The following is a 26,853-nucleotide window of genomic DNA, read 5'->3' on the forward strand; positions in this document are numbered from 1 at the left end:
CTGCCTGAATGCAGAGAGGAAGCCCTTACAATAATTATTTTGAATTCCACAGCTCCATACGCTCTGCGTACTTTTGGTTAATGATTTCTTCTACTTTCTCATCCCCAGCCTTTTTCATTTCCGCAAGCATCTTATCGAATGTCGCATTGGCTTCGGCTTCAGTAGGAGCAATGATTACTCTCGTAATACTTTGATCCATAATATCTTTTACCTTCTGTGCAGTCAGTGCTTCAGGTGTTCCGCCATCAGGGCTCAAGTTGTCATATGCCGCTGTATCCCATACGGAATCCCCAAGACTCTTGATTGCCATCTGATCTACTTCACTGCGTTGATATTTAACGGCCATATCGTAAGGCTGTTCATTTGCATCCAGACCATTCTTGATAAACCACAACCATTTGCGGACACCGCTCTTCTTGACTGTGTCGTCCCAGTTTTCCTTGAAGCTATCCAAGAATACAGGGTCCGGTTGTCTCTTGCCATCCACCATGGTGTATTGAACACCTTCTTGGCCCCACAGCAGCAAATGCTGTCCTTCATCACTTGCCAAGAAATTGAACAGCTTCATTGTTTCTTCAGGGTGCTTGTTGTTCTTCGTAATAGCGATAGCATCCCATCCAAGTGAGCTTCTTGGTCCAAATGTCGTTTGGGCAGGGTCTACTCCAGGGGCAACAACCTTGTATGGGAAGAGCTGATTATCTTCTCCGCCATCCTTCTTCAAAGTTCCGTTCCCGTTACCTGGATCCCAGTAAGCGCCTGGTGTGGAGAATACTGCGCCTGTAGCCAGCTTTTGAACCCAAGTTTGCGTTTTGCTAATCGCAAATTCCTTCTCAATCAGACCTTCTCTGTATAATTTATTTACGTAGAGCAACATTTCACGATACTTTGGATCCTTAACATCATATTGCAATGTTCCATTGTTATCATAGTAAGTTTTCAGACCCCACATGCCTTTGAATGTTCCAAGGTTGGCGCCCATATTCTCGCCGTTCATGGTCATTGGAATCGATTCTTTTCCATCAATCGTCTTGTTTTTTGCTTTAAAATCCTTCAAAATCGCTTCTAATTCATCTGTTGTAAGCGGTGCTCTGCCATCTGCTTTGTCCGGAGCCAGATCTGCAAGCAGATTTTTTCTCATCAGCATCCCGAAGACTGGATCACTATCTAGTCCATACCAGTTAGCCAAGTAATAGTTCTTTCCGTCTTTATAACGAGTCTTGGTCAGTGTGTCGCCATACATTTCCTTGATATCAGGGCCATTCTTCTCAATCAGCTCATCGAGTGGAATGAAGGCACCGCTTGTAATGTATTTATCAAGTGAAGCATCCCCACGGCTCATCACGACCACATCCGGATAGTCACCGCTGGCAAGCATCAAGCTTAGCTTCTCTGTCGGATTTCCTGTTGGCTGCTGAATGGAGATCTCAATGCCAGTCTTTTTAGTGATTTCTTGGGCGACAGCATCAGTAAAAGGCTCTCCCTTAGTATTCGAATCAAACCATGTAAGTGTAATCGGCTCTTGTTTTGTATTGTCTCCAGCCGCTTTGTTTGTATTGTCTGTTCCACCATTAGAGCCACAGCCCGCTAATAGTGAAGCAGATAATGCAGCAGTTATACTTACGCTCAACAATTTGTTTTTCTTTATCATAGACACCCTAATTCCTCCCATTAATTAAGTTACGTCACAAGTCTATCAAGCAACCAAGCAAGTCTGTCCGCTCACCCCCCTTCAGGGCCGCCAGCTGGACAACTCCTCTCCGGCTGGCGTTCGGTTATTTAATCATATTAACTCTTAACAGCTCCCAAAGTCATACCCTTAACAAAATACTTTTGCAGGAACGGATATACTAGAACGATAGGCAATGTTGCAACCATCGTCGCTGCCATCCGGATCGTATCGCTTGAAACAGCATTTCGCTTAGCGGAGTTAGCCAGCATTTGCGATTGCGATACCATACCTCCGGTCTGGAATTGACTCAGTATTTTGACGAGGACCGCTTGCAAGGTCTTCAGGTCTGAGCTGTAAGTAAATGCATAGGAGTCAAACCACGAGTTCCAATGCGATATTGCCTGAAAGAGGCCCACTGTCGCGAGTACTGGTGTTGTTAACGGCAGCACAATCCGGAAGAAAATCATTAAGTCGTTCGCTCCATCTACCTTCGCTGACTCCTCAATCTCACCAGGTAATCCCTCCATAAAGGTACGGACAATAATCATATAGAAGACATTCATCAAGCCTGGCAGAATAAAAACGGAGAAAGTGTCGATCATATTCAGGGCTTTAAGCACCATGTAATAAGGAATCAAACCGCCTCCGAAATACATCGTAAAGACGAAGTAAAGGTTCCAACCCTTGCGTCCCATCAAATTCCGCCGGCTTAGCGGATAAGCAAGCATCGTAATCACAAGAACCGATAGTGGTGCACCAATTACGGTCCGTTTAACCGTTACCCATATCCCATTCATAATTTCGGTATCTTTCAAAATTTGTTTGTAGCTATCAAAGGTGATATCTCTTGGCCAAAAGTAGACGCCGCCACGAACAGTATCCTCAGCAGCATTTAATGAAAGAACGAGAATATTCCAAAAAGGTAAGAAGGTAACTAGCAATACAAGGATAAGAATCAAATATACAAAACACTTAAAGATATGATCTCCGTATCTGTTCAAAAACATCTCAAGCGCTCCTCTCCATTTTGTTATTTAGAACAACGCTTGGTCGTTCACTTTTCTAGAAATTCGATTCACGATTACAACAAGAATGAAGGCAATAACGGATTTGAATACCCCCACGGCAGCCCCGTATGAGAACATGCTGTTTTGCAACCCGTATTTGTATGCATAAATATCGATAACTTCCGAGTACTCAAGTACAGTGTTATTTTGCAACAGATATTGTTGTTCAAAGCCGGCATTCAAAATACCTCCGACTGCAAGAATGGCCAATATCACGATAGTTGGACGTAAAGCAGGGAGCGTAATATTCCACATTTGCTTGAATCGGCTTGCTCCATCTACTCTTGCGGCTTCGTAAAGCTCTGGATTAATAGCGGATATTGCAGCTAGGTACATAATGGCGCTAAAACCCATTTCTTTCCACATATTAGATAAGGCGATAATCCACCAGAATAAAGGTCCGTTTTGTAGAAAAGCTACCGGTTCGTTAACAATCCCGAGCGTTACTAGAAGATTGTTGAACATCCCATCGGAAGCTAGCAGCGTAATTACAATGTTAGCGGCGATAACCCATGAGATAAAATGCGGGAGATAAGAAACCGTCTGCGTAAAGCGTTTGAAAAATCCCTGTTTGGCTTCATTCAGCACAAGCGCGAGTATGATCGGCGCAGGAAACCCGAATAACAAGGTCAAGAGGCTTGTCGCAAGCGTATTACGCATTACACGGTAGAAGTCTCCTGTGGTAAAGAAATATTCAAACCACTTAAAGCCAACAAAGTCAGCATGGAAAAATTGTTGAAAAAATGTTCCTCCACCCGGTTGATAGTTTGTAAATGCCATATACATACCAAACATAGGTCCATAGGAAAATAGCAATGTCGCAATTATGGCAGGTAGCATTAGCAAAAATAACCATTTCTGCTCTTTTAATCTGTACCAAAAATTATTGCCCCTGACTGTTTTGATAGCGCTTGCTTTATGCATCAAATACCCTCCCTTTTTATTTAGTGCAGCATGCCCTGCTACATCTCGATTCAGCTTCTCTCCTATTTATCTTAAGTCCGTATAGAGCTCCTTTCTATACTTCAATCCTCCGAATGATAGCGCTTTTTAAAGGAGTTTCTTAACATTCGAGCATTGGATTTCGATATTCAGTCTGATATGATAAACTTGGCTTTCCGTGAATTCACAGTAAAGAAGGGACTTCTACGATGCGTCATTTTTACAAAAAGTATATTTATATGCCTTTTATCGACCTTAGCTTTCGCTCCAAGCTATTCCTCGTGTTCGTTCTGGTCACCATTCTTCCAATGATGCTTTTTGTCTATTTTTCATTCGAACTTACAAAATCAAAGCTGACCGATCAAATCTACATCAATATGATGAATTCAACGGCCCAGATCAACAAGAACCTGGAGAACAAACTGGACAGCTATGAGCATATTTCCGCTTCTATTTACTTGGATAATAGGCTAGCTACTTACCTCACGAGCGAATATCAAGATGATCCATCTTATCTAGACGTCTATCAATATATTGGCAATCGTATAGACACGGTAATGGCTGCCTATCCCGATTTTGGTAGCGTTTTCATTTATTCCGACAATCCATCACTGCCCAAGGATAATTACTATATCAAGCCGGTTACACCCGAAGTGAAGGAGACAGAGCTGTACAAGCAGCTGATGCAGTCTCACGGGAATATTATTCATCTGTCCTCACCGCAGTCACAAGATAATCCCGCAATGTTTACACTGGCTAGGTTACTGAACAATAATCGCAACCAATATCCCTACGGTATTCTGGTCTTCGAAATATCCGAATCGGTGATCTATTCTTTAATGGAGAAAGAAGCAGGCGGCAAAGATATTTTTATCGTTAATGACAAGGGCCTTATTTTATCAGCTGCCGACAAACAATTATTAAATACAAGTCTGCCGGAAATGCTTGATCAGAACTTTGATGAATTGCCTTCTGGCAGATTCGATACTACCTATAAAGGGGAAAAGGCTTTCGCCGTCTATAACACGCTCACAAATGGATGGAAAACCGTCTCTATATTTCCTTATGACAGTATCATTCAGGATGCAAAATCACTGTCAGAGCTCATCATCAAAATTTCTTTAGGCTTTATAATCGTCGCATTATTGCTGATTTATATTACTGCATCGATGTTTAGCAAGCGTATCCGAATGTTAATCCGAATGATCCGGCGGCTAGAACGTGGTGACTTCAACCCTACGAATGATGAATATTTAGGTAATGATGAAATTGGCCAGCTTCATTTTGCCTTCAAGCAAATGACTACACGCTTAAAGAGTCTAATCACCGAAGTGTATCAGAAGGAGCTACAGAACAAGGAGGCAGAGCTTGACCTGCTTCAGGCCCAGATCAACCCCCATTTTCTGTACAATACACTGGGCTCCATTTCGTCTCTTGCCCTAAAACATCAAGATACTCGCATTCAGGATTTGGTGCTTCATCTCGCCAAGTTTTATCGCATCTCCCTGAATAAAGGAAAGAGCATCTTAACTATTAATGAAGAATTGAAGCTGACGCAAAGCTACAATGCCATTCAACTGATCCGATTCAAAGGACAACTGAACATCACCTACAATATTGATGAAGCGATCTTACCTTACTCTACAGTCAAGCTAGCCTTGCAGCCTTTTGTAGAAAATGCGGTGCTTCATGCGGTGTGGAATCAGGAAAGCCCGCTAAATATTCATATCAAAGGCATAGTCGAAAATAGTGATATTATTCTATCTGTAATTGATGATGGTATGGGGATGAGCCGTGAGACACTTCACACTTTACTTGACGATAAACCCGGGCGAGGTTATGGGATTTCAAACGTAGATCGACGGATAAAACTGAGGTTTGGTGAGCATTACGGCGTTACAGTGTTTAGTAGGCTCGGAATAGGAACCACTGTGCAAATTCGTTTGCCGCAAAAGGAAATGTAGGGACAGAAAGAGACTGCCTCAAAGTAGTTACTCTACTTTTGAGACAGCCTCTATTAACATTACTTCATAATCAAGTTATAAATCACTTGGGTTGCTTCTGCTCGGGAAGCGATCCCTTTTGGTGCAAATAGACCTTCATTTTGACCTTGAACCAGTCCTAGGCTGGCTGCTCCCTTTACAGAAGCGGCTGCCCAAGAGGAGACCTGCTTCATATCTTTGAATGTCACATCAGTTGAAGCAACAGTTACTTTGCCATTCTTCAGCTCATAGGCTTTCATTAACATGACCGTGATTTCTTCACGGGTAATCTGTGCAGCCGGCTCGAACTTGGTCGCACTTCTGCCGCTCACGATGCCCGCCTTATAAGCGATAGAAATGGACTCTGCGTACCAAGCAGACGGTGCAACATCAGCAAAGCTAACATCTCCCCCTGTGGTCAACCCTAGGGAATGAACGAGCATAGAGGTGAACTCGGCACGCGTAATCGCACGGTTTGGTTCAAACTTGTCTTTGCTAGTCCCTTGAACATACAGCTTCGCCGCCAGCTCTTGGATTGCAGGACTAGCCCAGTGATTGGCTGGTACATCGACAAAGGTCCGTTTGAGCTCCAGCACAGCATATTTACTGAAGTGGTTAACTTGTGCTGTCAATACACCATCAGCATAATTCGCAGAGATATATTCCAGCTTACCGTTATCCGCAATATAGTAAATGCCTCCACGCTTGGAATCAAAGCCTTCTCCCACTGTCAGGCTTAGCGTAATGGGTTGTTCGAACGCAGAAAGCATTTCTGTTGTGCCAGTTTTCGTGGTCACCGACAGACTGAACTCATAGATATCACCCATGAGTCTAACCTGTGCTTGAGTAGTTCCCTCCGCTGCAGCAATGATCTCATTCGCCTTATTGCTCAGTGGTACTAATTTCAGGGTTATCGTGCTATCATCCCGCTGAGCTTCCGGTAGCTTGTTCTGCAACTGACGGAGCAGATCCGCAGGCACCTTTATGGAGAACTTACCGGACTTCAAAACCAGCGTATGATTCGCCAACTGACGAACTACATCAGAAGATAATTGTATTTGCTGTATATCTCCCTTTATCTCCACGTTTACTTCACCAGACACACTATCTACTTTCAGCATCTCTGATGTAAGGATTAGAGTGCCCGCGCCATTCTCTTGATCTACAATGCTACCAGGAGTACCGTTGTTGTTACCCGGATTCGCAGGGACTTCAAGATTTCCCGGTTCTACAGTGGAGGCTGCTTTGACTGTAACTTCTGCCGTAGCTTTGAAGCCGCCGTCTACTGTTTCCACAGTAATTGTGGTTTTCCCAGCATTTACAGCCGTTACCGTTCCGTACACTACGTTGGCAACAGACGTATCGCTCGAAGTCCAGTGTACTGCTTTATTCGCCGCCTCTTCCGGAGATAGCGTAGCCGTCAGCTTGCCGGTTTCACCAGCGGTTAATGTTAGCTCTGTCTTATCTAGCGATACACCTGTTACTTTCTTAGGTGCAGCTGTCAATTTTACCAGTTTCGATTCAGTCGGCTGCAAGGACAATGCGAGTGTTCCTGAAATAGTCGAAACCTCTCCCGTCCATAGGTCTTGCATAGTGTACGAATCCGCTGCGTCCAGTCCGGCTCTACCAAGATTCACCGTTTTGTCTGCAGAAGCATTGGCGCTGTAGTTGAATACGGCCATATAATAATCGTTGCCGTCTTTCATAACAAAAGTATCCGCTGCATTCGCATTCGTATTTCCTTCCAGCGGCTTGAATACTTTTCCTTTTAACGCTAATTCGAGAACCTCCTTGTTGTTAAACAAGGCAGTCATGTACTCCTGTGCCTTTGGATCGTTAACATCATCAGAGCCGAGAAGTACGGTACCGGCGATGACGCCAGAGTTCATTCGACTGCGAGCTTCAGTTAAGCTGGAAGCGCGGGCCAACGCTAAATGATCGGGATCCGTATAGGTGTAGATCGTGCCATTTTGCCAGAAGCCATAAGTTAACGAATTCAGCATGTACTCCGTTTCATTGATCTTGCCGTAGGTGTCGCAGGAAATACGTCTGCTGTGTGCATATTGGCTTGGAAAGATTGGCGCAATAGATGCGCTAATGAACATTTTTCCATCCAAACGATCTTTCACATAACGCATTCCTTCATTGTAAGCTTGAATCCCTGTCGTTACGGTTGGATCGAAATGTTGTCCCTCAAGCGAACCGTGCGTCAAGAAATCCAATTTGATAAAGGTAAAGCCCAGATCCTTAAATTTGTCCAAAAAATAATTCATGCGCAGTTTAGCACCTGGATGTGTCACATCCAGAGGAAAAGCCCCATCCAGCGTCGGCAGCGGTTTGCCCTCGGCATCTTTGAGGACAATATCGCCATACGTATACTTATTGTCGGTACCCTCTACCGGCTGGCTCATATTGTTGCCCCAATATACAAATGGTGCCCAATAGATACCTGCATGCTGACCATTACCCTTAATTACTGATACAGCGTCAGCAAGCTGCTTATCATTCAAATTGTCCCAATAGGAATCCATATTAATAAATACATTACCGTTATTATTGAAATCATTTAAGTGCTCCTTATAATAATTGGAGACATCCACAACGTCTTGGTATGAAAGTGTACCTTCGTAAGCTCCCCAGCTGTTAAAACCAACCGGTACGCCTTGCGGCAACTCAGGATTCAGCAACAGTGGAGGTGTGATGATCGCATTAGCTTTTCCGTATTCCTCGAGTCCTGTGCGGTAATCACTGAATGCCCCCACCATAATCATCGGCGAAGACAACTCTGCACCTGTAAGGATGCCATGAGGCTGGGTATCCCGTGTAACGTCGCTGGCTGCCCCGCCATAAACCGCTAGCTCATTCAGCCGATTAGAAGAACCTTTCCAGTCGATCCCGGTCTTCCACGTATCATGAGTGACCGACCCAAGCACAAGACCGCTGCGTGTCGAGTTATTAAAGATAGTCGTCATTTCATAGCTGGTATCCGCACGGTTCATAGATTGAGATTTATAACGAATCCAAGCATCATTGTCAAAAGGAACGGTTAGTACCCGATTATCTGCACTGGCACCGATATCCACTCCACCTGAACGTTTTACGGTAATAGGTGACATATAATTAGTCTGTAGCACCGTATCGCTAATGGCATCCAGACGAGTTAAGAAATACTTCTGATCGTCATAAAACTTGTAAACCTGTTTGAGCGTTGGCTGTCCAGCTGAGGTGTGAACAAAAGTAAGCTCCACTCCTTTGCCGAAGTCATCCTGAATTTCTACTGGAGCACCAACACTTGCATGATTCTCATAGCTTGTAGTCTCAACGAGAGTATCACCGAGTTTGATGCTGCTATAGATTCCTTGCAGCTTCTGACCATCCGTCCACTTGTAGCTTGCGTATCCAGACTTAGTATTAAAGGAAACCTCATATTGTCCATTCGATACGAGCGTTCCATAAGTATATTCGGTAACGGTGATGGCCCCGTAGTTATTCGAAGCCCCTGGTGTCCCCAGATCACTTTCCTCTTCAACTGGAGGATTAGGATCTGTACCCAATGCCGGTTCTACAATAATTCGATCCAGATCTGGCGCGTACCAGTTGCCGTCTGAGAATTTGATTGTATTCTCGCCTTCGTTCAGGGGCAGTGTAAGCTCATATGTGAGCGCCGTATCCCAGTCTGGTGTCTTTGGCAGTTCATAATACTGCTCTGCCCCACCATTAGCGCTGACGTATAAGCTGCGCGGGTCACCTGAGAAATAAGCTACCGTGATCCGATAATCCCCTGTCATCGGAGCCGTAATCTTATTGAAAGTTAAGGAACTGCCGCCATTCAGATACCCTACCTTCTGTCCACCGGAAGCATTCGGGCTATCGCCAACTCGCGCTTCTCCAGTTAAATCATTAACCGGAGACTCAGCTTCATAACTGATCGTATACGGAATGACTTCAATCCGGTCGAAATCTGGAGAGTACCAGTCATGATCCGAGAAAGTGATCGTGTTCAGCCCTTCCTGCAAGGAGGCTTCTACATCATAAGTTCCTACCGTATCCCAGCTTGCTGTCTTTGGCAGATCAACCAATTCATCCAGTCCATCATTCACCTGCATATAGACAGGCCGCTGGTCACCGGAAATATAGGAAATACGGATCAAATACGTTCCCGCTGCCGGCACAGTGACATTTGTGAACTGTAAAGTACTGTTTTTATTCATATCCTTTACAATTTTCCCACCGGAACCAACGCTGCTGTCCGCTATTTTGGCGTTGCCTGTAATTATATTTTCAGGCGCTTCAGCTTCTATGATTGCACCATGCAGCTTCTCCTTCCAGTCGCCTCCAGATCCTTCACCTGGGTCGCTGTCGTCCAGTCCATGAATTACGATCTTGTCGATGTCTGGAGAATACCAGTTGTTGTCATCAATCAGGATGCTGTTCTCTCCAGCATTCAGCGAAAGTGTCACATCATAAGTTCCCACCGTATCCCAATCCACTGTCTTGGGTGGTTCTTCAAACTGCTTATCGCCGCCATTGGCACTGATATTGAATGGCCGCGAATCGCCAGAGATATAGTACACTGTAATTTTATAATTCCCACTCTCACTTACAGTCACATGATTGAACTGCAAAGTGCTTCCTTGATACATGCCTCCGACTTTCTGCCCCCCGGAAGCCGCTGGGTGTTCAGAAATAGAAGCATTGCCAGTCATAGCATTTCCATCAGCTTCAGCTTCATAGGTAGTATTCTCCGTATCATCGGCATAAACCGTACTGACAAACTGACCGCCACTGCCTATTACCAAGCAGATGATGACCAAGAACAAAAATCCTCTTTTCATTGCTTTCCCGAACATTTAATCCCTCCGTTTGTAGGTCTCCTTGCACTTTTTGTGATATTCGGGCTATATCTGTCCATCAAGTCATCAAAGGAGTTGGTTAAGAAGCATCTTGAAAGCGCTACCGATTTTCGATGAACTAAAACACCTTTGATTGCCTTGATGAATGAAGCCCCTCACATGTGCTAGTTATAATACATGCTTAATTGTAAAAAGCAGAGGGATTAATATCCATATCGCAAGTTTACTATTCGTAAGGGAAAGTAACTTTATTTCCTATTTGCCGAACCGAAGCGCTGGCACAATCATAGACTCTTCCTATACTCGTTAGGTGTAACTCCTTGGTTCTTCAGAAATAGGGAGATAAAATAAGACGTGCTTTCGTAACCGACTCTTTGAGCGATATCCTGAATTTTGAGCGAGCCGTCAGCCAGCAACTCTGTAGCCTTATCGAGCCGGATACGTGTTAAATAATCGTGAATCGTGATACCAGTCTTGTCTTTAAAAATGGAGCGTAAATAGTTGGGCGATAAATAAACCTGATCAGATAAGCTATTGATCGTAATCGGCTGATCAAAATTCTGGTCGATCATACTGCGAACCTTGTGAACTAGCTTCGTGTTTTTGTCCATAAGCCGCTCACCCAGCAAGCTCATAGCATTGCCTGCAGTGCCCAGGATCAAATCCTCAATCTCATTTAAAGTCAGTGCATTATAGATGGAATGATATAACTCCGCCCGTTTAACCCCCTCAGGAACAGGTTGATGCAGTTGCTCCAGCAGCTCATCGACAAGATCAATCGCCCAATCGCAGATATTTTTTTTCTTGATTCTTAGTGTGGCTAGCCCCTCGAAATACTGATGCAGCTTCTGTGCGGCTTGCTCGAAATCTAGCTGATTGATAGCTTCAAACCACTCTTTCCTATTAAAAGGAGGCACATGCTCACTATCAAACTGGTTTGAAATCGCCAAGGCATGAATAATTGAACCCGTACCTTTATAGAAACGCTCGTTTAGGATTTCACGCGTCTGCTTATACAGACAATGAACCTCCGTTAATTCGGTTTCCTGTGCACCGACTGCTGCCGTCACTGTGAAATCCAGTCCACTTCGGATAGCCGCGGCCAAATCCTCCCACGCATAATACCCAGGCTGTTGGCGTGCTTCCATAAACACACCTACCTCCCCATCTTTGTAGGGCACAAATACCGTCTCTATATTCTTCGACTTGAAGAAATGATCCAGAAAAGCTACCAACCGGTTCTTACAATCCTCCAGACTCTGCTGTTCCCCCTCTGCCTCAATCGGATCGATACTGAACAGCGCCATTGCGTAGCGATTCCTCTCAGACTTACGGGTAAGCTTGCAATAGCTGGTCGCCAGATCAGCGGCATGTTCCGCATTTTTTTCATAGGAAAGCTCCTTAAGAAGGTTCGTTTTAGCCGCCTCCATGGAACGTTTCTTCATTTGAACTTCCTCACAGCGCTGCTTCACCTTTGCGATAACGCTTCCAATTTCATTCAAGTCGAGGGGCTTCAGTAAATATCCAACAGCACCTACATTTAGAGCCGATTTTACATAGTTGAATTCGTCATGCCCAGTCAGGAACATTAACTGCATCCAGTCATAGCTCTCATGTATTTTTTTAGCCATTTCAATACCGTTCATAATCGGCATCTGGACATCTGTAAGAATAATATCAGGTCTAATGGCCTCTATCTTCTCTAGAGCCTCTCTACCATTACTCGCAGTTCCGACGACATAAATGCCCATTTCTTCCCAGCGGATATAATCTCTCATCATCTCAAGGCCTATTTCTTCATCATCAACTAGAAAAATACTATACACTGATGTCCCCTCCTCTTTGTTGTCTGCATCTGTTTCTTCTATTATATTCTTTTCCCCTTAGGCTACTATGATCCAAATAAATGAAAGTTATTTTCAGGCATGAATCGTTAATTTGCAGACATCGGCAAAAGGGCTATCCGGTCCATAACAGACCGGATAGCCCTTTAATTATGCGCTAATAACCCTGCATAATTAAAGCGGGGGTTCATATCACCCCCGCTGAATCATTATACCAACTCTAACTGACTGTTAAAATAGTAGCTTCCTCCTATTTCTCCTTGAACAGTAGCTCTTCTATCTCCCAACCGAAGTGTCACGGTTCCTGGCGAGTAGGTACGGATCGTAGCTTTCACCAATTGACCATTGTCCCAAGCTACATCAACCTCAGCATTTCCTTTGGCCCGCAGTCCAGATACCGATCCTGTACCCCATGCTTTTGGAAGTGCAGGCAGCAGATGAATCTCACCCTCATGGCTTTGCAGCAGCATCTCGGCAATAACAGCCGTACCCCCGAAATTCCCATCGATCACAAAAATATTGCACTCCGCTCCTCCAATGCCCGATTTGGAAAAGCTAAATAAATTATCGAAACTGAGTCCACCAATCAAATGAGAAATATGATTAAAGGCCTTTTCCCCATCATACAATCTGGCAAAGCCGAGACCGAACAATGCGGCGGTAAATTCCACATCCTCCAGTTCTTCCTGAACCATCCGGTTCTCAAGTGTTACTCTCACCGCAGCGCTAAGTTCAGGTGTCTTACCTGGTGTGATCTGATTACTTGGATATACCGCGAACAAATGGGCCAAATGCCGATGCTCCGGCTGCGCTTCCTCGTAGTCCTCGAGCCATTCTTGCAGCTGTCCTCTCTTGCCGATCTGAAATGGTGGCAGCTTGGATATCGCTTGCTCCAGCTGCTCCTGTAGTTCCTCATCCGTATTCAGTAGTTTCGCAGACTTCAAACAGAACTCAAAAAGGTCTTTCACCAGCATCTGATCCATAGTGGTACCCATAGACAGCTGCTGTGCGCCCTCGCTGCTATCCGCAGGATAGAAATGATTCTCCGGCGAATTAGAAGGTCCGGTCACCAGCCAGCCGTATTTTGGATGAATGGTCATATAATCTAGGAAGAATGCTGCGGCTTCTTTTAGCACTGGATATGCCTGTTGCTCCAGAAACACACGGTCCTGACTGTATTCATAATGCTCCATCAGATGCGTCGCAATCCATAGTCCACCTGTAACGTTTAGCCCCCAAGATGTCTCCCAGCCCGGAGCCGTGAATCCCCAGACATTCGAGAATACATGTGCTACCCAGCCTTTGCTGCCATAGAAATCGCGAGCGCTTGACTTTCCAGCATGAGACAAACCCTCAATATAGCGCATTAATGGTAAATGACTATCCCCAAGATTTACGACTTCCGTCGGAAAGTAATTCATTTGCGTATTGATGTCCAAATGATAGTCACAGCTCCACCCCATACGGCAAGCCTCACCATCATTCCATATTCCCTGTAAATTCAGCGGTAACGGGGAGTCTGCCCGTGCTCCAGCGATAGTCAGGTAACGTCCGTACTGCAGGAACAACGCGAACAACTGCGAATCTTCCTCCTGGCCCTGTGCCAGTAATCGAATACGCCTGTCAGTCGGCAGATTCACCTTCCCAGTTGTACCTAATTGGATATCCACCTTACCATATTCTTGCTCATAATCTTCGATATGATCTTCTTTTAACTGCGCATATCCTTTAATCAAAGCCTGCTGTAATGTGCTGCTGCTCTCCATTTCCCACTCCGAGTTACTACGGTTGTAATCGGTGCTGACGGCAAAATAAATTCGCGCCTCATTGGCCCCGGCAATTCTCAATTGACCGTCCCCTCTGTACATCGTACCGCCGGAAATGCTTACCTTAATTTGTCCCTTTGCCCATACCCCGCAAGTGCCGTCACTATGCACATTCTCTGTGGCTTGTCCTCTGAATTCAATAGTGTCGTCATTCACGACTTGAGTCGTAAACGACTCTGAACCACCCTCCAGACCGATCGTAAAGGATACACCTCCCGGTTCATCGCTCCAAATTCTTGAGACCACCAGATCATCAGCATGGGAGGCAAAAATCTCACGATGCAGCGTTGTTCCTCTACTTTGAACCACCGTCTGAGCCACCGCACAGGTCAAATCCAGCTCTCGCTCGATAGCTACTGCTGGCCCGGAATCCGTGTCCTGTTCTGCAAAGTCAATGACAACCTCGCATAAACCAAGGTTCGTACCGAAATTTCGTTTCTTCGGCTGCAGATGTTGTTTGGCTAGACGGTCACCTTCATTATAATCGCCAGCAAAGAAGTACTTCCGCATCTCTTCCAGCGCAGCTTTGCCTCCGAAAGGAGCAGGCTCTGACTCAGCTTGACCCGACCAGTAGGTAACCTCGGTCATGTTCCATACCTCACGATACGGAGCAGCTATCACTACTGCACCTATTCTTCCATTACCTAGTGGCAATCCTTGTGACCAATCCGTTGCAGGGGTAGAATACCATAATCTAAAATCGCTCATTTTATTTTCTCCTGTCCATAGTAGAATCTGTGCAAGCGCGATAACCCTCTAAAAAATGTTGTTAATTAATCCGCTATATAATGTGAAATAATTCATAATTCCATCTCTTTCAAGATGAATCATACTTTCTTAAACCTATCCATTATGTTGCGGATTCACTGTATTTATCGTATCATTTGAATGAATCACTGTCTTTGTTGACCTGTTCGATTATTTGACGATTTGTACGGTAAGATAAGAAAAGAGGGGCCGCATGAATAAACTATCTGAAATGACTCCGTATGTCGGCGCAATCATGCCTTATGTGTACGACGGCAGCAGCAATGAGCATCTGAGAGTCGGTAATGCATACGCGTTCCACTTGTTTACTGATGGCCCCGGTGAGATGGAAATCGACGGAATACGTTATCCGATTGAACGGAGGACGCTTGTCTTTCTCCGTCCCGGTCAACCCCATGCTTTTCATATCGTGCCTTCTCATCCACTGTCGTCCTACAACATCTATTTTGATTTATGGGACAACCGCTCTCCAGTATCCAATAACCTTTCATTTATCCATGCCCCTGAAGTCTTACAATTTGAAAAAAAAGCCACCGAAGCACCCTGTGCCGAGCTGAACGAGTTGCCTTGCGTATTTCCACTAGCTAAATATCCCCTGCTATACGATAGTCTTGTGATGATTGCCAAGTCTTACAATGACGCGCTGTTCTATCGTAATGAGACGGCCAATAGCTATCTGTACGGCTGGATCTTGAGCTGGTATAATGCCCTCCATCAGCATCAGCCAAGTGATTATCGTATTGTCCGCCTGCTGGAATATTTGAACACCCACCCCGAGCGTGGTAAGTCTATCGAAGATTGGGCACAGTTCTGCGGGCTCAAGCGGACATATTTCCATGAGCTGTTTCTACGGGAGACCGGAATGACGCCGCGCGTCTATCATCATAATTTAGTCATGAGGCGGGCGGCAGGACTGCTTCTGGAGAGTGAGCTTAGTGTGACTGCGATCGCTGAGAAGCTGGGTTATCCTTCCATCCATCCTTTCTCCAGACATTTCAGTACCTGCTACGGCATTAATCCAACACAATACCGCCTTAATCCGCAAAGCCGAATACGAATGTAAGACTCCAACAAAAAAGAATACGCGCTATCCGCGAGAAGCGGTTACGCGTATTCTTTTTTCAATGTGTATAATCAGTTGGCTTTTGCCGTTAATTTGAAGATTTTGGACTCTGCCGGTTCGAGCGTAACTACAAGCTCTCCCGCTGTTTCCCCTTGTATGCCTTCCCATAGATCAAGCAGTTGGTAAGCTGTTTGACCCTTCAGCCCTGCACGCTCCAAGGAGATAGATTTATGAGCAGAATTCGCAGCATCATAGTTGAAGACAGCAAGATAGAATACATCATCTTCTGCATCTTCAAGTACGAAAGTATCGGAAGCTTGCTTGCCAAGATCCCCTTCGACAGGGTGGAAAGTCTTCCCTAGGCGGGCGACATCCATAATCTCTTTATTGCCCAGCCACGCTTTGGCCCGTGCGGCTGCTTCTTCTTTTCGGAAATCATCGCCTAGCAGAAGTACCGTTCCAGCGATGACCGAAGCAGTCAGTCGGCTCCGTCCTTCATGCCAGCCAGTGGCATCTTGGTTGTGGCTCTTGTAGAGCACGGAATGATCCGGGTCATTGTAATGGTACAAGGTATGACTCATCCACCAGCCATGTGTCAACGAATTCAGCAAATATTCTGTATCGTGCAGTGTACCAAAGACGTCACAGGATACCCGGCGGCTATGCGCAAATGCATAAGGGAACAATGGTGCGATGGATAGATTGATAAAGAACGGCCGACCGATCACCTCTGGTGAGAGCTTGTTCTGCAAGTAAGTCATCCCATAGTGATATGCCGCAATTCCCGTCGTAATTTCCGGATTGTAATGTTGCCCTTCCAGTGCACCATGTGCCAAGAAGTCTAGCTTGACATACTCGAAGCCTTCCGAGATGAATTTATTCGTATACCAATCTATTCTTTGCAGGTTGCCTGGATGTGTCGGGTCAATGGCCAGCCCTCCATCAACATCCGGCAGAATTTCTCCTTCACTGTCCCGCAGCAGGATATCACCATAAGTGTATTTTCCGTTTGTACCTTCCACGAGATCTCCAAACTGAACCGGACTTCCCCAGAAGGCAAAAGGCGTCCAGTAAGTTCCCGGTCTATGACCATTCTCCCTAACCAGGTCCAGTGCATTCTTCATTTCTTCTGGTGTGAAATTGTCCCAGAAAGCATCAAAGTTGATGTATAGCGTGTCCTCATTCTGGAATCCTAGCGGCTGCACTTCATTCTTCAGAAAATTACTGGTGGACGTATACAGATCGTAATCAAGCTCAGCCATTGCCGCAGACCAGCTATTCCAGCCGATAGGAACGCCGCCATCCCATGACAGAGGAGCCTCTATCCAGGTATTAGCCTGACCGTACGCTTCAAGACCTTTTCTGTAATCATCATAGAACCCTACGAAAACGAGCGGCGACTCTACTCTTGTTCCTTTCACATAACCATGTGGCTGGGAATCGCGAGTCATTTCACTTACAGCGCCGCCGTAAAGATCCAGCTCCTCGATCCTTCCGCTCTGCTCGCTTTTGATACGAATCCCTGTTTTCCACACCTTATGTGTAATGGAACCCATAATAATTCCCTGCCGGCTTTCCGGCGCGAACAATGCAGTAACTTCATAGCTTTCCGTATCCATCGGCGGTTTCACTACTGTATATCTGACCCATTTGTCGTTGTCATACGGCACACGCAGAATGCTCGGTTCTTCTGGTTGACCTGACTCCCCGCCAATTGACACCGATTTGGTCTGAAGGACTGCCATCCGGTTTGCCTTGATCTCTTCATCGCTTGCGCTTGCGATTACGATTTGCATCAATACAAATGATGAAGATTCATAAATATAGAAATGCTGCTCCAGCTGTGGCAGCAGGGACGTTTCGTGCAAAATGACTACGTGAACACCTTTTCCAAAGCCCTCACGAACTACCACTTCCTGAGACTTGATTGTGTGGCTCTGATAATGTTCAGTGTTGTATTCCCGACCTTGCCAGCGGAATGCACTGCGAATCCCTTTTACATGAGAAGTGTTTCCGCGGGCAACGGATGCTTCACCCGTCCCGAGATCAATCTCTAGATTCACCTCATCATTGGTTACACGGATAAGAGATGCTGTGTCCGTATTCACTTTTACCGTTGTAGCACTATCAGTTAGCATGATTTGCCTCCTTGTTACTGCGTTTTGGACCTTGAAGGCGGCAGGCTCTGTACCTGTGTCCCCCAAGTATGCCCTCATTATAAAGATCAGATAAAGCGTTTTCTATACAACGATCTTCCGATCCATACCGCGATCTAACACATCTAGCACAAACCTTAATCCCCCTAATATTCATGTCGATGACAAGAAGAAGAGGCTGTACATAAAATACTGCTCATGCTCAACAATTTCGTATCCACACTCCGTTTTCACCTTCGGGCAGCTAGAAGAGATAGATTAGGGAAAACCTCCCTAAAAAACAGAGTGAATTCCAAATTCACCACCAGATCGGATGAATTTCAGGGAGAAATTCCCTGATTGTTAGTCTTACGAGCAAAAATCTCCGAATTTCAGGGAGTTTTTCCCTAATTCTTGATCAGCATTATATTCGTACAAAAAAACAGCAGCAGAACCTGTAATTCAGATCCCTGCTGCTGTCCATATTCGTATGAAACTGACTACTATTACTTACCAACTATAAGCTTGTAGGTCTGGCCTGCGGTCGTAGGAAAGCTCAACATTCCATCTGCAGAACGTTCATACTTCATCTCGCTGCCGCCATTACTCACCATAAGCGAAGCATCTGTGCGGATCACACATTCATTGCCTAGAAGGGAGGTAATCTGTGCTTCCACGAGATGGCCTCTATCCCACTGAATGCTAACTTCAAAGCCACCGCGTGCACGTAGCCCCGCGACGCTTCCCTCCTGCCATTCATCTGGCAGTGCAGGCAGCAGATCGAGATACCCGAGGTGAGATTGCAGTAGCATCTCAGCAATTCCGGCAGAAGCGGCGAAGTTACCATCGATTTGGAACGGTGGATGGGCGCCAAGCAGATTGGCATAAACCCCGCCGTGACTATACTGTTCGGACTCCCCGTCCTTCACCAGCCGCAGCATGTTTGAGAGCAGTCGTAGTGAGCGGTTGCCGTCCCGGAAGCGGCTCCAGAGCGCAACTCTCCAGCCCAGACTCCAGCCCGTGCTCTCGTCCCCACGCCGTTCAAGCGAAGTTTTGGCGGCAGCGAACAGCTCAGGGGTCTCTTCTTCTGACAACTGCCGGCCCGGATAGATACCGACCAAATGTGAGGTATGTCTGTGATACATATCTTCATCCTCAAAGTCTAAGGACCATTCCTGCAACTGTCCGTACTTACCAACCTGCAGTGGCAATAAACGTTCACGAGCACTTACCAATTCTGCACGCAAATCCTCATCCGTTCCAAGCGTTTCCGAAGCCTCGATACAATTCGTAAACAGCTCCCAGATGAGCGAAATATCCATAGTAGCACCTGCGCTGACTGCAGCCAAGCCCTCCGCTGTCTGGAATTTATGCTCTGGTGAAGTGGATGGGGAGGTCATAAGCCTTCCGTTACCATCGTCAATAAGCCAATCCAGTGCAAACAGAGCCGCCTCCTTCATCACAGGATAAGCGGAAGTCCGTAAATATTCCTCGTCCCCGCCAAAAGCATAATGCTCCCAGAGATGTTGTGTCAGCCAAACGCCACTCATCGTCCAGTAAGCCCAGCTTGGATCTCCGTCACCATAATCCCCCACCGGTGCTGTCTGTGCCCAAAGATCCGTATTATGATGAGCCACCCAGCCTCGGGCACCATAATTGACTTGAGCAGTCTCCGCACCCATCTTCGCCAAATTTCCGATCATATCCAGCAGCGGCTCATGACATTCCGCCAGATTACAAATTTCAGCTGGCCAATAATTCATCTCTGTATTGATGTTCAGTGTATAGTTGCTACTCCACGGCGGACGGGTAACCGCATTCCATATTCCCTGCAGATTAGTAGCCTGTGTTCCGGGGCGCGAGCTTGCGATCATCAAATAGCGCCCGTAATGAAACAGCAACTCGACAAGACCAGGGTCTTGTGCCGCGTATGTCGTAATCCGTTGCTCCGTGGACATCGACTCCGGGGCTTGTGTCTTACCTAATTGGAGCTTCACTCGGTCAAAAAGTGATCGATAATCCTCGACATGCGCTTGAAGCAAGCTGTCGTAAGACTTTCCATTCACATCTGCCAAGTAAGAAGCTGCAATAGCAGAAGCATCTTTCCCCTCAGCTCCCGGGATTTTGTCAAAGCCATTAAAGCCTGTAGCCGCGCTGAAATAGAAGGTTGCAGCCGTTCCTCCCAACAGATGAATTCCACTACCGTCAACGGTAACTTCCCCATCCTCTGCTACTACGGAGAGTTGTCCTTCAAAGGCCATGCCCTTGCTCTTGCCAGGTTCTCCGTATTGGATCGGATTGTCACTCCAAAAATAGCTTGGATCAACATGCTCCGGTGCAGTTCCCGAGAGTACAAAGTTATCACCCTGAGCGCGAAGGCTATGCCGAAGCGAACTATCTAGTGTAGCATGTACATTCAGCGCTCCCGGTGCACTTACAGTCAGATGCAGCACGAGCAACTGATCAGGATGTGAAGCGAACATCTCACGGGTATAAGTAACATTACCAATCTTGTATTCAACGCGGTGAACCGCATGTTCAATATCTAATGTCCGCCGATAGGATTGATAAACACCACCATGCTCAAAACGAAGTAGTAAATCTCCAAAAGGCAGATACGATTGGGTATACGGACCTAGCATCTCTCTAGTCAGGGTGTCCGCTTCTGTATACCGGCCCTCCTGAATCAGCTTTCGAACCTTTGGCAAAGCTTCCTTAGCACCTGGATTGTTCCCATCCTTCGGGAATCCCGACCATAATGTATCCTCGTTTAGACTGACTTTCTCCTGTTCCACACCGCCGAAGATCATACCACCCAGACGACCATTCCCAATCGGAAGCCCTTCGGTCCATACATTTGCTGGCTTGTCATATTGAAGTTTCATTGGTTCTCTCCCTCACGATCTGTCATGAATTAAATAATGTATTCCCCCAAGTCTGCCCTCATTATAAAGATCAGATAAAGCGTTTTCTATACATCGATCTACCGATCCATATCGCGATCTAACACAACCTGCCCTAGCTCATTGAATTAATTATCCTGAATATCGACATCGCTACAGGCGGTTAAACGTATCGCATCCGCAACACTGGAAAGACAGTTCGTTCTTTCCCCACCCATGACAATTTCGTTAGCACTGAAGACCAGTCCGCGGGTGCTCTTGGCACTAAGGACTAACGTTTCACCAGTCTCGAACCTGTTGTTCTTAATAACTATACCCTGATGAACAGGAGTGCTCTCATCAACCTCTGTGTTCTCTGGCGAAATGAAAATAACCGGATGCTCGTTGCCCCCGCATTCAATAAAATGATTCTGGGCGATGGTTACATCCTCCACCTTGCCAGACTCATACCAAGACTCCGCATCCAGGGCAACCAGAATCGCACTCATTTGCATCCGATCAAAAACATTCCCCTTAATCTCTACTTTACGCCGGGTTGTCACAAGGATACCGCGGGTCGGTACCCGAGCGAGGTGATTATTTACGACTTCAACCTCCGGTGTCCAGGTTACATTCTCGATCACATCATGGCTGCCAATTCCTTCAGGAATAGACTGTGCTAAAGTCAATATTAGCTCCCGTGGGTTGAGACGCGTAACCTCTATCACTTTATTAGCAGTATAGGTGGTCAGAGAGCCAGAACGAACAAATTCAATTTCGTCTCCTGGATGGAAGGCCATAAAACCGTAAGTCTGCGGATGCATGAACCGAACCTTCACCCTATTCGCAGACAGCTTCTCCACGATCCGTAGATAGGTACCATGGACATTGACGACGTCATCATGAGAACCGGCAAAACGGCTGTCCGCAACAGTTATTTTACCTCGGCAGCTGGACATGTGGATGAAATCCGCAAAGCCAGTAACCGTTCGGCCTGTCTCCAGGCGCGGCGAAATATCCATACGTTGAAAGGTGAGATTGTCGCTGAACTGCCCTACAACACCAAGTCCGTGTAAAAAATGCAGCCCCACATCGCTGAAGGTGATGTTAGAGCTTTCCACAATGAAGACACCTACCTGATCGCGAATACCATCACGGCTTTGCAGGACCTGCCCGGGGACAACCTCAGGCCCATGATCAAAATGCAAGCGGAGCTTCATCGGCTCCAGCTCTTCAACCGAATCAGCCAGCTCCGACCAGTTGTCCACCCGCCAAGTCGTATTGCTAAGTGGATCATAGGTCTGCATTGGTCCTTCCGAGAAGCTCCAGCCCTCACCGATCCAGACCAGCTTGCCATCCCTGATCTCATACCGTGAATCGGGGTGAACCTGGACATCGAAATAATGAGTACCGCTTTCAGTAATCTCCATCTCTGTCACAGTCGGCCGAGCGTAGTCGGTATGTAAATTACGAATCTCTACATTTTTGCATCCTTCCAGCAAGAACATAGTCTGCTTGCCATGGAAGATAAATAGAGAGCCATTGCCTTCAAATGTTAAATTGTGCAGCCCCTTTAAGAGAATACCTATAGTCTTGGTGACATCAGGATTCTCTTCTTCACTGGTAGTGTTGGAGATGTAGTAGGGTTTCCGGATCGCCTCTTCCGGATAGAAATGATAGCAGCCATTTGGACAATCCAGCAGGACCGGCCCAGTTATTTCGGCGGCTGCCTCAATAGCTCTTGTCATGGCTGGCTGAGCATCCAAGCCGGAATCCGGCAGAACACCAAAATCAGTCAGGCGGATTACGATAGGAGAAGAATCGACGCTGTGTTCTGTAAAAGAAATGATCAACACCCACTTTCTTAGTATTGTAAACGCTTAATATGAGGCAGTATAATCCTCTCGGTTAAATTAATCAATTGTACATTAGCTGCAAAATACGCAGACTGGTGCCTTTACTCTGTTCATCCTTTTCCCCTGTAATTCGCACGGTTACTTGCAATTCCTGACGTTGTTCCTCGATTCCGAACATAGCAATAATAGGCCGAAACGCAAGCGGACACCATTCATCGAATAAGTTAACCGCATGAAAGGGACCGCCATTGAGCGAATATTCGAATATCCCACTGTCCGGGCCGTAGAGCAGCAGCAGACCCACACTCTGTCCGGTTACTGTATAAGAAAAAGATGCCTCTTTGCTGTCTGTATATAAATGCTCCGTTCCAAATCGCCAGTTCATCAGTGGATCATCAGGGGTAAGCTCGCGTAGCTCGAACCCATCTGCATGATCAGCGCCTCTGAAATCCAGTAAATTACCGTATTCATAATTTCGCTCCTCCAAAGGAGCAATACTTAACGCGCTTCCGGTATTTGAATGTGTGTTGTCAGGAACAAGAGCTGCATCCAAATATTCCTGTAAAAAAGAAGCATACAGCGCATGTCCGTCATCATTGGGATGATATCCATCCGGAGCCAGCTCAGTCCATTCCATTTGTCCGGCCTGGGTCTGTGCATAAACTCTAGCTGCAAAATTAACAGATGGAAGATCGTAATGCTCAGCTACTTCTTCGTGGACGGCAATGTTAAAGGGATTGCTCTCTGACAGATTCTTCTCTGCTGCCGTATACAAGAAGCAAATGTCAGTGCCGGGCGACAACCGTCTGCACTGGCGCACAATTCCTTCCATACCTCTAATGGATTCTTCCCGGTCGTTGCCGTCATTGACGCTAAATTCAACGAATAGTAGATCAATCTTGCCGTATTGCAGGACATGCGACTGTAATCGGTGAGCGCCCAGCGTGGAATTCGTTCCACCCACTCCCGCATTGATGAAGCGGAATTCATGATTCGCAAATCGCTCCTGCAGATACTTACAAGTCAGCGCTCTCCAGCTAAATGTGTCCGCGTCGGAAGCACCTGCCCCTTCTGTAATGGAACCACCCAAAAAGGCGACAGTCACCGGCTCCTTTCCCGCAAGTCTTACGCTTGTATTCGGTAGTCCCCGTCTTGGAACCACAAATTGATGATTGCAATGTTTCTCTTCTGTCATGATTGAACCTCCGTAAATAAAAATGTATATTTTTCCTTGAAATCAAGAAATCAGGTGCTGGGGTATATCTTACAGCACCTGATTCTGATTTCAATATTTTATTTTTTAGAAGTTTCGTAAGCCTTTTGCAAGATTTCGAGATAACGATCTAGCTTCAAGTCTTTCAGACCTTTTATATATGCATCCCAATCTTTATTAAGATCCTTGTTGCCCGTGATGAATTGAAGCTGATTTTGCTCAATGTAATTCTTGATGTTGGTTTGCAGTAAACTCGCTTCATCGATTTCGCTTGGATCAATCCAAATCGACCAGATCGGGAATAATTCTTTAGGCTCATGTCCTTCATACAGCAGAGTCGCATCATACAATCTGCGTTCATAACCACTGGAAGCGTAGATGTCAGTAGCTTGAACGAAGGTATCACGGTACTCTTTTGGCATATAGAAGTGCCCCATACCGCTCCAGCCCGCATTACGCGGCGCTTCGCCCTCCGCCATAGGAATGGTCTTGATCACTGGTTTAACATCTTTGTCCAGCGCTACATCGCCTTCTTCTGGATCAGTCCAATCGATGCCCTTCATACCGCTGCCACCATTGGTCTGTCCTTCAGAAGTAAACATGTAGTCTACCATTTTAATTAAAGCGATCTGTGCTTCCTCGCTAGCTTTGTTGGTGATGACAAATTTCGCTCCTGGGGATACGCCACCTGCATCATGAGTCGCATAGGAGATACCTTCCGGTCCGCTAATCGGCGGTACAGGATTGTAGTGTGCCGAGCTTCTATTGCCCGGATCAATATTGACGAAAATCGCAGGGTGCATGCCCGCACCAGCGCCCAGAATTTCCGCATCGGCATTTTCACCGATTTTCTTAAAGGCTTCCGCATTCTGTGTGAATGCCCCTGGATCAATCAAACCTGCGTCAAACAGAGATTTGATATAGGTCAGGCCTTCCTTCCACTCCGGTGTGACAGCCGCAGATTGAACTTTTCCATCCATCATGTTCAGATAATTGCGGTCATCATCGTATACAAAGGCATTCATGAGGAATGGTACAATGCGTACACCAAACTCCTCAATGGAGCCACTCAGCGGCACTTCATCTGCTTTTCCATTCCCGTTCGGATCTTGTGTTTTGAAAGCTTCCAGCACTTTTTTGAATTCTTCGGTTGTCTTCGGCATTTCCAGATTCAGCTTCTTCAGCCACTCGGTATTGAGCCACATTTTGCTCGGATAGGAGCAGTGAAAGCATTCTGTGTAAGCGACAAGCCCGTAGATGTTACCATCAGGCGCTGTGTTAAGCGTTCTTAAATTATCGTTCTTTTCCATAGCCGCTTTAATATTCGGAGCATATTTATCAATTAGATCGTTCAGAGGAATCAGCACGCCCTGTTTGCCATACTTCAGAAGATCTGCCTGTGAGAACTGATCGATATAGTGAGTGAGCAGGTAAGCATCAGGGTAGTCGCCACTAGCAAGTGAGATTTGGCGCTTTTCCTTGGCTCCGTCTGAAGGGTTGATTTCCCATTTGAATTTAATATTGAATTTGTCTTCCACAAATTTCGAAAATTTATTGGTAGGAACATCGATCCCGGATTCCTGAACCGAGAACACGCTGATTTCCACCGGTTTGCTTGCTGATTCCGAGTTACCTGAGTCAGCAGGTGCGGAGGATGTGTTATCTGTATTTTTATTAGCACATCCGCTTAACACCACCGTAAGAATTAATACCAGCACCAATGACAAGGTCATCATACTTTTCTTCAAATCCGATCACTCCCTTTTATAATTTAGCAGGTACGATATCTTTCTGTCATTTTACTGCATGCCTCTCCCCCTCTCCAGATTCTGAAAGCTGTGAATTAGCCTTTAACTGAACCGACCAGCATTCCTTGGACAAAATAACGCTGAACAAACGGATAGATAACAAGTACAGGCAGAGTAGCGATAACTATAAGTGCATATTTGAGTAGCTCAGCAAGCTGCTGCCGCTCCACCATTTTCATCGCATCCATTGTACCTGCACTGTTGTTCTGGATGATAATGCTTCGTAAGACAAGCTGAAGCGGGAACAAATTCGCTGATTTCAAATAAATCAAAGCGTCAAAGTATGCATTCCACTGTCCTACCGCATACATAAGGACTAACACCGCGATAATGGGCTTCGATAACGGAATGACAACGCTCCAGACAAACCGCATATCACTGCAACCGTCGATTTCGCTGGCTTCCAGCAGCTCCTCCGGAATGGAGGATTGAAAGAATGACCGGGCAATAATGACCTGCCATACCCAAATCGCGTTTGGTATCAGCAGTGCCCAGCGGGTATCAATCAAATGGAGTTCCTTCACGACCATATAGGTCGGAATCAGCCCGCCGCTGAATATCATCGTAAAGGTGATGATCATCATCAAAGTGTTGCGTCCGAAAAAACCTCTGCGTGATAAAGGGTACGCGATCATGATCGTAAGCACAACACTAATGAACGTCCCTGCGGCTGTATAAAAAATGGAGTTGCCGTAGCCTGTAATGATCTCAGGTGTATTTAGCAGAACCTTGAAACCTTTGAAGGAAATATCTACAGGCCATAACCAGACTCGACCGGAGGTAACGGCTGCTGGACTGCTAATTGAGCTGCTGATGATAAAAATTAGCGGATAAATCACCGCGATGACCACGAGGCTGAGTAGAATATAAATAGTAGTCAGAAATAGCTTATCGCCAGTTGATTCTTTAATTTTTTGTTGAACTGCTGCCATGTGGTTGCTCCTT

General features: G+C 46.0%; 14 protein-coding genes. 2 read left to right on the top strand and 12 right to left on the bottom strand.

Annotated elements, in window-relative coordinates; translation table 11 throughout:
• Positions 1–34 precede the first annotated feature (34 nt).
• The 3 genes from ACFWMP_RS19225 to ACFWMP_RS19235 all read right to left on the bottom strand — a co-directional run bounded on the left by ACFWMP_RS19225 (position 35) and on the right by ACFWMP_RS19235 (position 3,660).
• Complete coding sequence (locus tag ACFWMP_RS19225; RefSeq protein ID WP_379424601.1) at positions 35–1,648, bottom strand: extracellular solute-binding protein; 1,614 nt, start codon at positions 1,646–1,648, stop codon at positions 35–37.
• A gap of 137 nt (positions 1,649–1,785) precedes the next feature.
• Positions 1,786–2,676, bottom strand: a complete 891-nt coding sequence (locus tag ACFWMP_RS19230; RefSeq protein WP_042190738.1) for a carbohydrate ABC transporter permease — start codon at positions 2,674–2,676, stop codon at positions 1,786–1,788.
• A 27-nt stretch (positions 2,677–2,703) separates the two neighbouring features.
• Positions 2,704–3,660 carry an ABC transporter permease gene (locus ACFWMP_RS19235; protein ID WP_042190740.1) on the bottom strand — a complete coding sequence of 319 codons (957 nt, stop codon included), beginning with the start codon at positions 3,658–3,660 and terminating at the stop codon, positions 2,704–2,706.
• A 227-nt stretch (positions 3,661–3,887) separates the two neighbouring features.
• Between ACFWMP_RS19235 and ACFWMP_RS19240 the strand changes: the two genes are divergently transcribed.
• A complete protein-coding gene (locus tag ACFWMP_RS19240) occupies positions 3,888–5,642 on the top strand; it encodes a cache domain-containing sensor histidine kinase (RefSeq protein ID WP_340972030.1) in 1,755 nt (584 codons plus the stop codon).
• Positions 5,643–5,701: 59 nt separating this feature from the next.
• Here ACFWMP_RS19240 and ACFWMP_RS19245 read toward each other — a convergent pair whose 3' ends face one another.
• The 3 genes from ACFWMP_RS19245 to ACFWMP_RS19255 form a co-directional block, all read right to left on the bottom strand.
• Positions 5,702–10,510, bottom strand: a complete 4,809-nt coding sequence (locus ACFWMP_RS19245) for an S-layer homology domain-containing protein (RefSeq protein ID WP_379424496.1) — start codon at positions 10,508–10,510, stop codon at positions 5,702–5,704.
• Between the two features lie 287 nt (positions 10,511–10,797).
• Positions 10,798–12,339: a response regulator transcription factor gene (locus ACFWMP_RS19250; protein ID WP_379424497.1), complete on the bottom strand. Its 1,542-nt coding sequence runs from the start codon at positions 12,337–12,339 to the stop codon at positions 10,798–10,800.
• A gap of 227 nt (positions 12,340–12,566) precedes the next feature.
• Positions 12,567–14,891 carry a glycoside hydrolase family 95 protein gene (locus ACFWMP_RS19255; RefSeq protein ID WP_379424498.1) on the bottom strand — a complete coding sequence of 775 codons (2,325 nt, stop codon included), beginning with the start codon at positions 14,889–14,891 and terminating at the stop codon, positions 12,567–12,569.
• A 253-nt stretch (positions 14,892–15,144) separates the two neighbouring features.
• Here ACFWMP_RS19255 and ACFWMP_RS19260 point away from each other — a divergent pair, with 253 nt between their 5' ends.
• Positions 15,145–16,014, top strand: coding sequence for a helix-turn-helix domain-containing protein (locus tag ACFWMP_RS19260; protein ID WP_042190749.1), 870 nt, complete (start codon positions 15,145–15,147; stop codon positions 16,012–16,014).
• 71 nt (positions 16,015–16,085) lie between these two features.
• On the opposite strand, the gene ACFWMP_RS19265 is transcribed toward ACFWMP_RS19260, so the two are convergent.
• The 6 genes from ACFWMP_RS19265 to ACFWMP_RS19290 all read right to left on the bottom strand — a co-directional run bounded on the left by ACFWMP_RS19265 (position 16,086) and on the right by ACFWMP_RS19290 (position 26,840).
• On the bottom strand, positions 16,086–18,152 hold the full coding sequence (locus ACFWMP_RS19265) for an alpha-galactosidase (protein ID WP_379424499.1): 2,067 nt from the start codon (positions 18,150–18,152) through the stop codon (positions 16,086–16,088).
• 503 nt (positions 18,153–18,655) lie between these two features.
• Positions 18,656–21,034 carry a glycoside hydrolase family 95 protein gene (locus ACFWMP_RS19270; RefSeq protein ID WP_379424500.1) on the bottom strand — a complete coding sequence of 793 codons (2,379 nt, stop codon included), beginning with the start codon at positions 21,032–21,034 and terminating at the stop codon, positions 18,656–18,658.
• A gap of 146 nt (positions 21,035–21,180) precedes the next feature.
• Positions 21,181–22,887, bottom strand: coding sequence for an alpha-1,3-galactosidase-related protein (locus ACFWMP_RS19275; RefSeq protein ID WP_379424501.1), 1,707 nt, complete (start codon positions 22,885–22,887; stop codon positions 21,181–21,183).
• A 61-nt stretch (positions 22,888–22,948) separates the two neighbouring features.
• Positions 22,949–24,082, bottom strand: a complete 1,134-nt coding sequence (locus ACFWMP_RS19280) for an SGNH/GDSL hydrolase family protein (RefSeq protein WP_379424502.1) — start codon at positions 24,080–24,082, stop codon at positions 22,949–22,951.
• Positions 24,083–24,180: 98 nt separating this feature from the next.
• Complete coding sequence (locus ACFWMP_RS19285; RefSeq protein ID WP_042194338.1) at positions 24,181–25,836, bottom strand: extracellular solute-binding protein; 1,656 nt, start codon at positions 25,834–25,836, stop codon at positions 24,181–24,183.
• Between the two features lie 107 nt (positions 25,837–25,943).
• Positions 25,944–26,840 carry a carbohydrate ABC transporter permease gene (locus ACFWMP_RS19290; protein WP_042190759.1) on the bottom strand — a complete coding sequence of 299 codons (897 nt, stop codon included), beginning with the start codon at positions 26,838–26,840 and terminating at the stop codon, positions 25,944–25,946.
• Positions 26,841–26,853: the final 13 nt, after the last annotated feature.

It is taken from the genome of Paenibacillus sp. NPDC058367, assembly GCF_042723305.1.
GTDB lineage: Bacteria > Bacillota > Bacilli > Paenibacillales > Paenibacillaceae > Paenibacillus_AQ.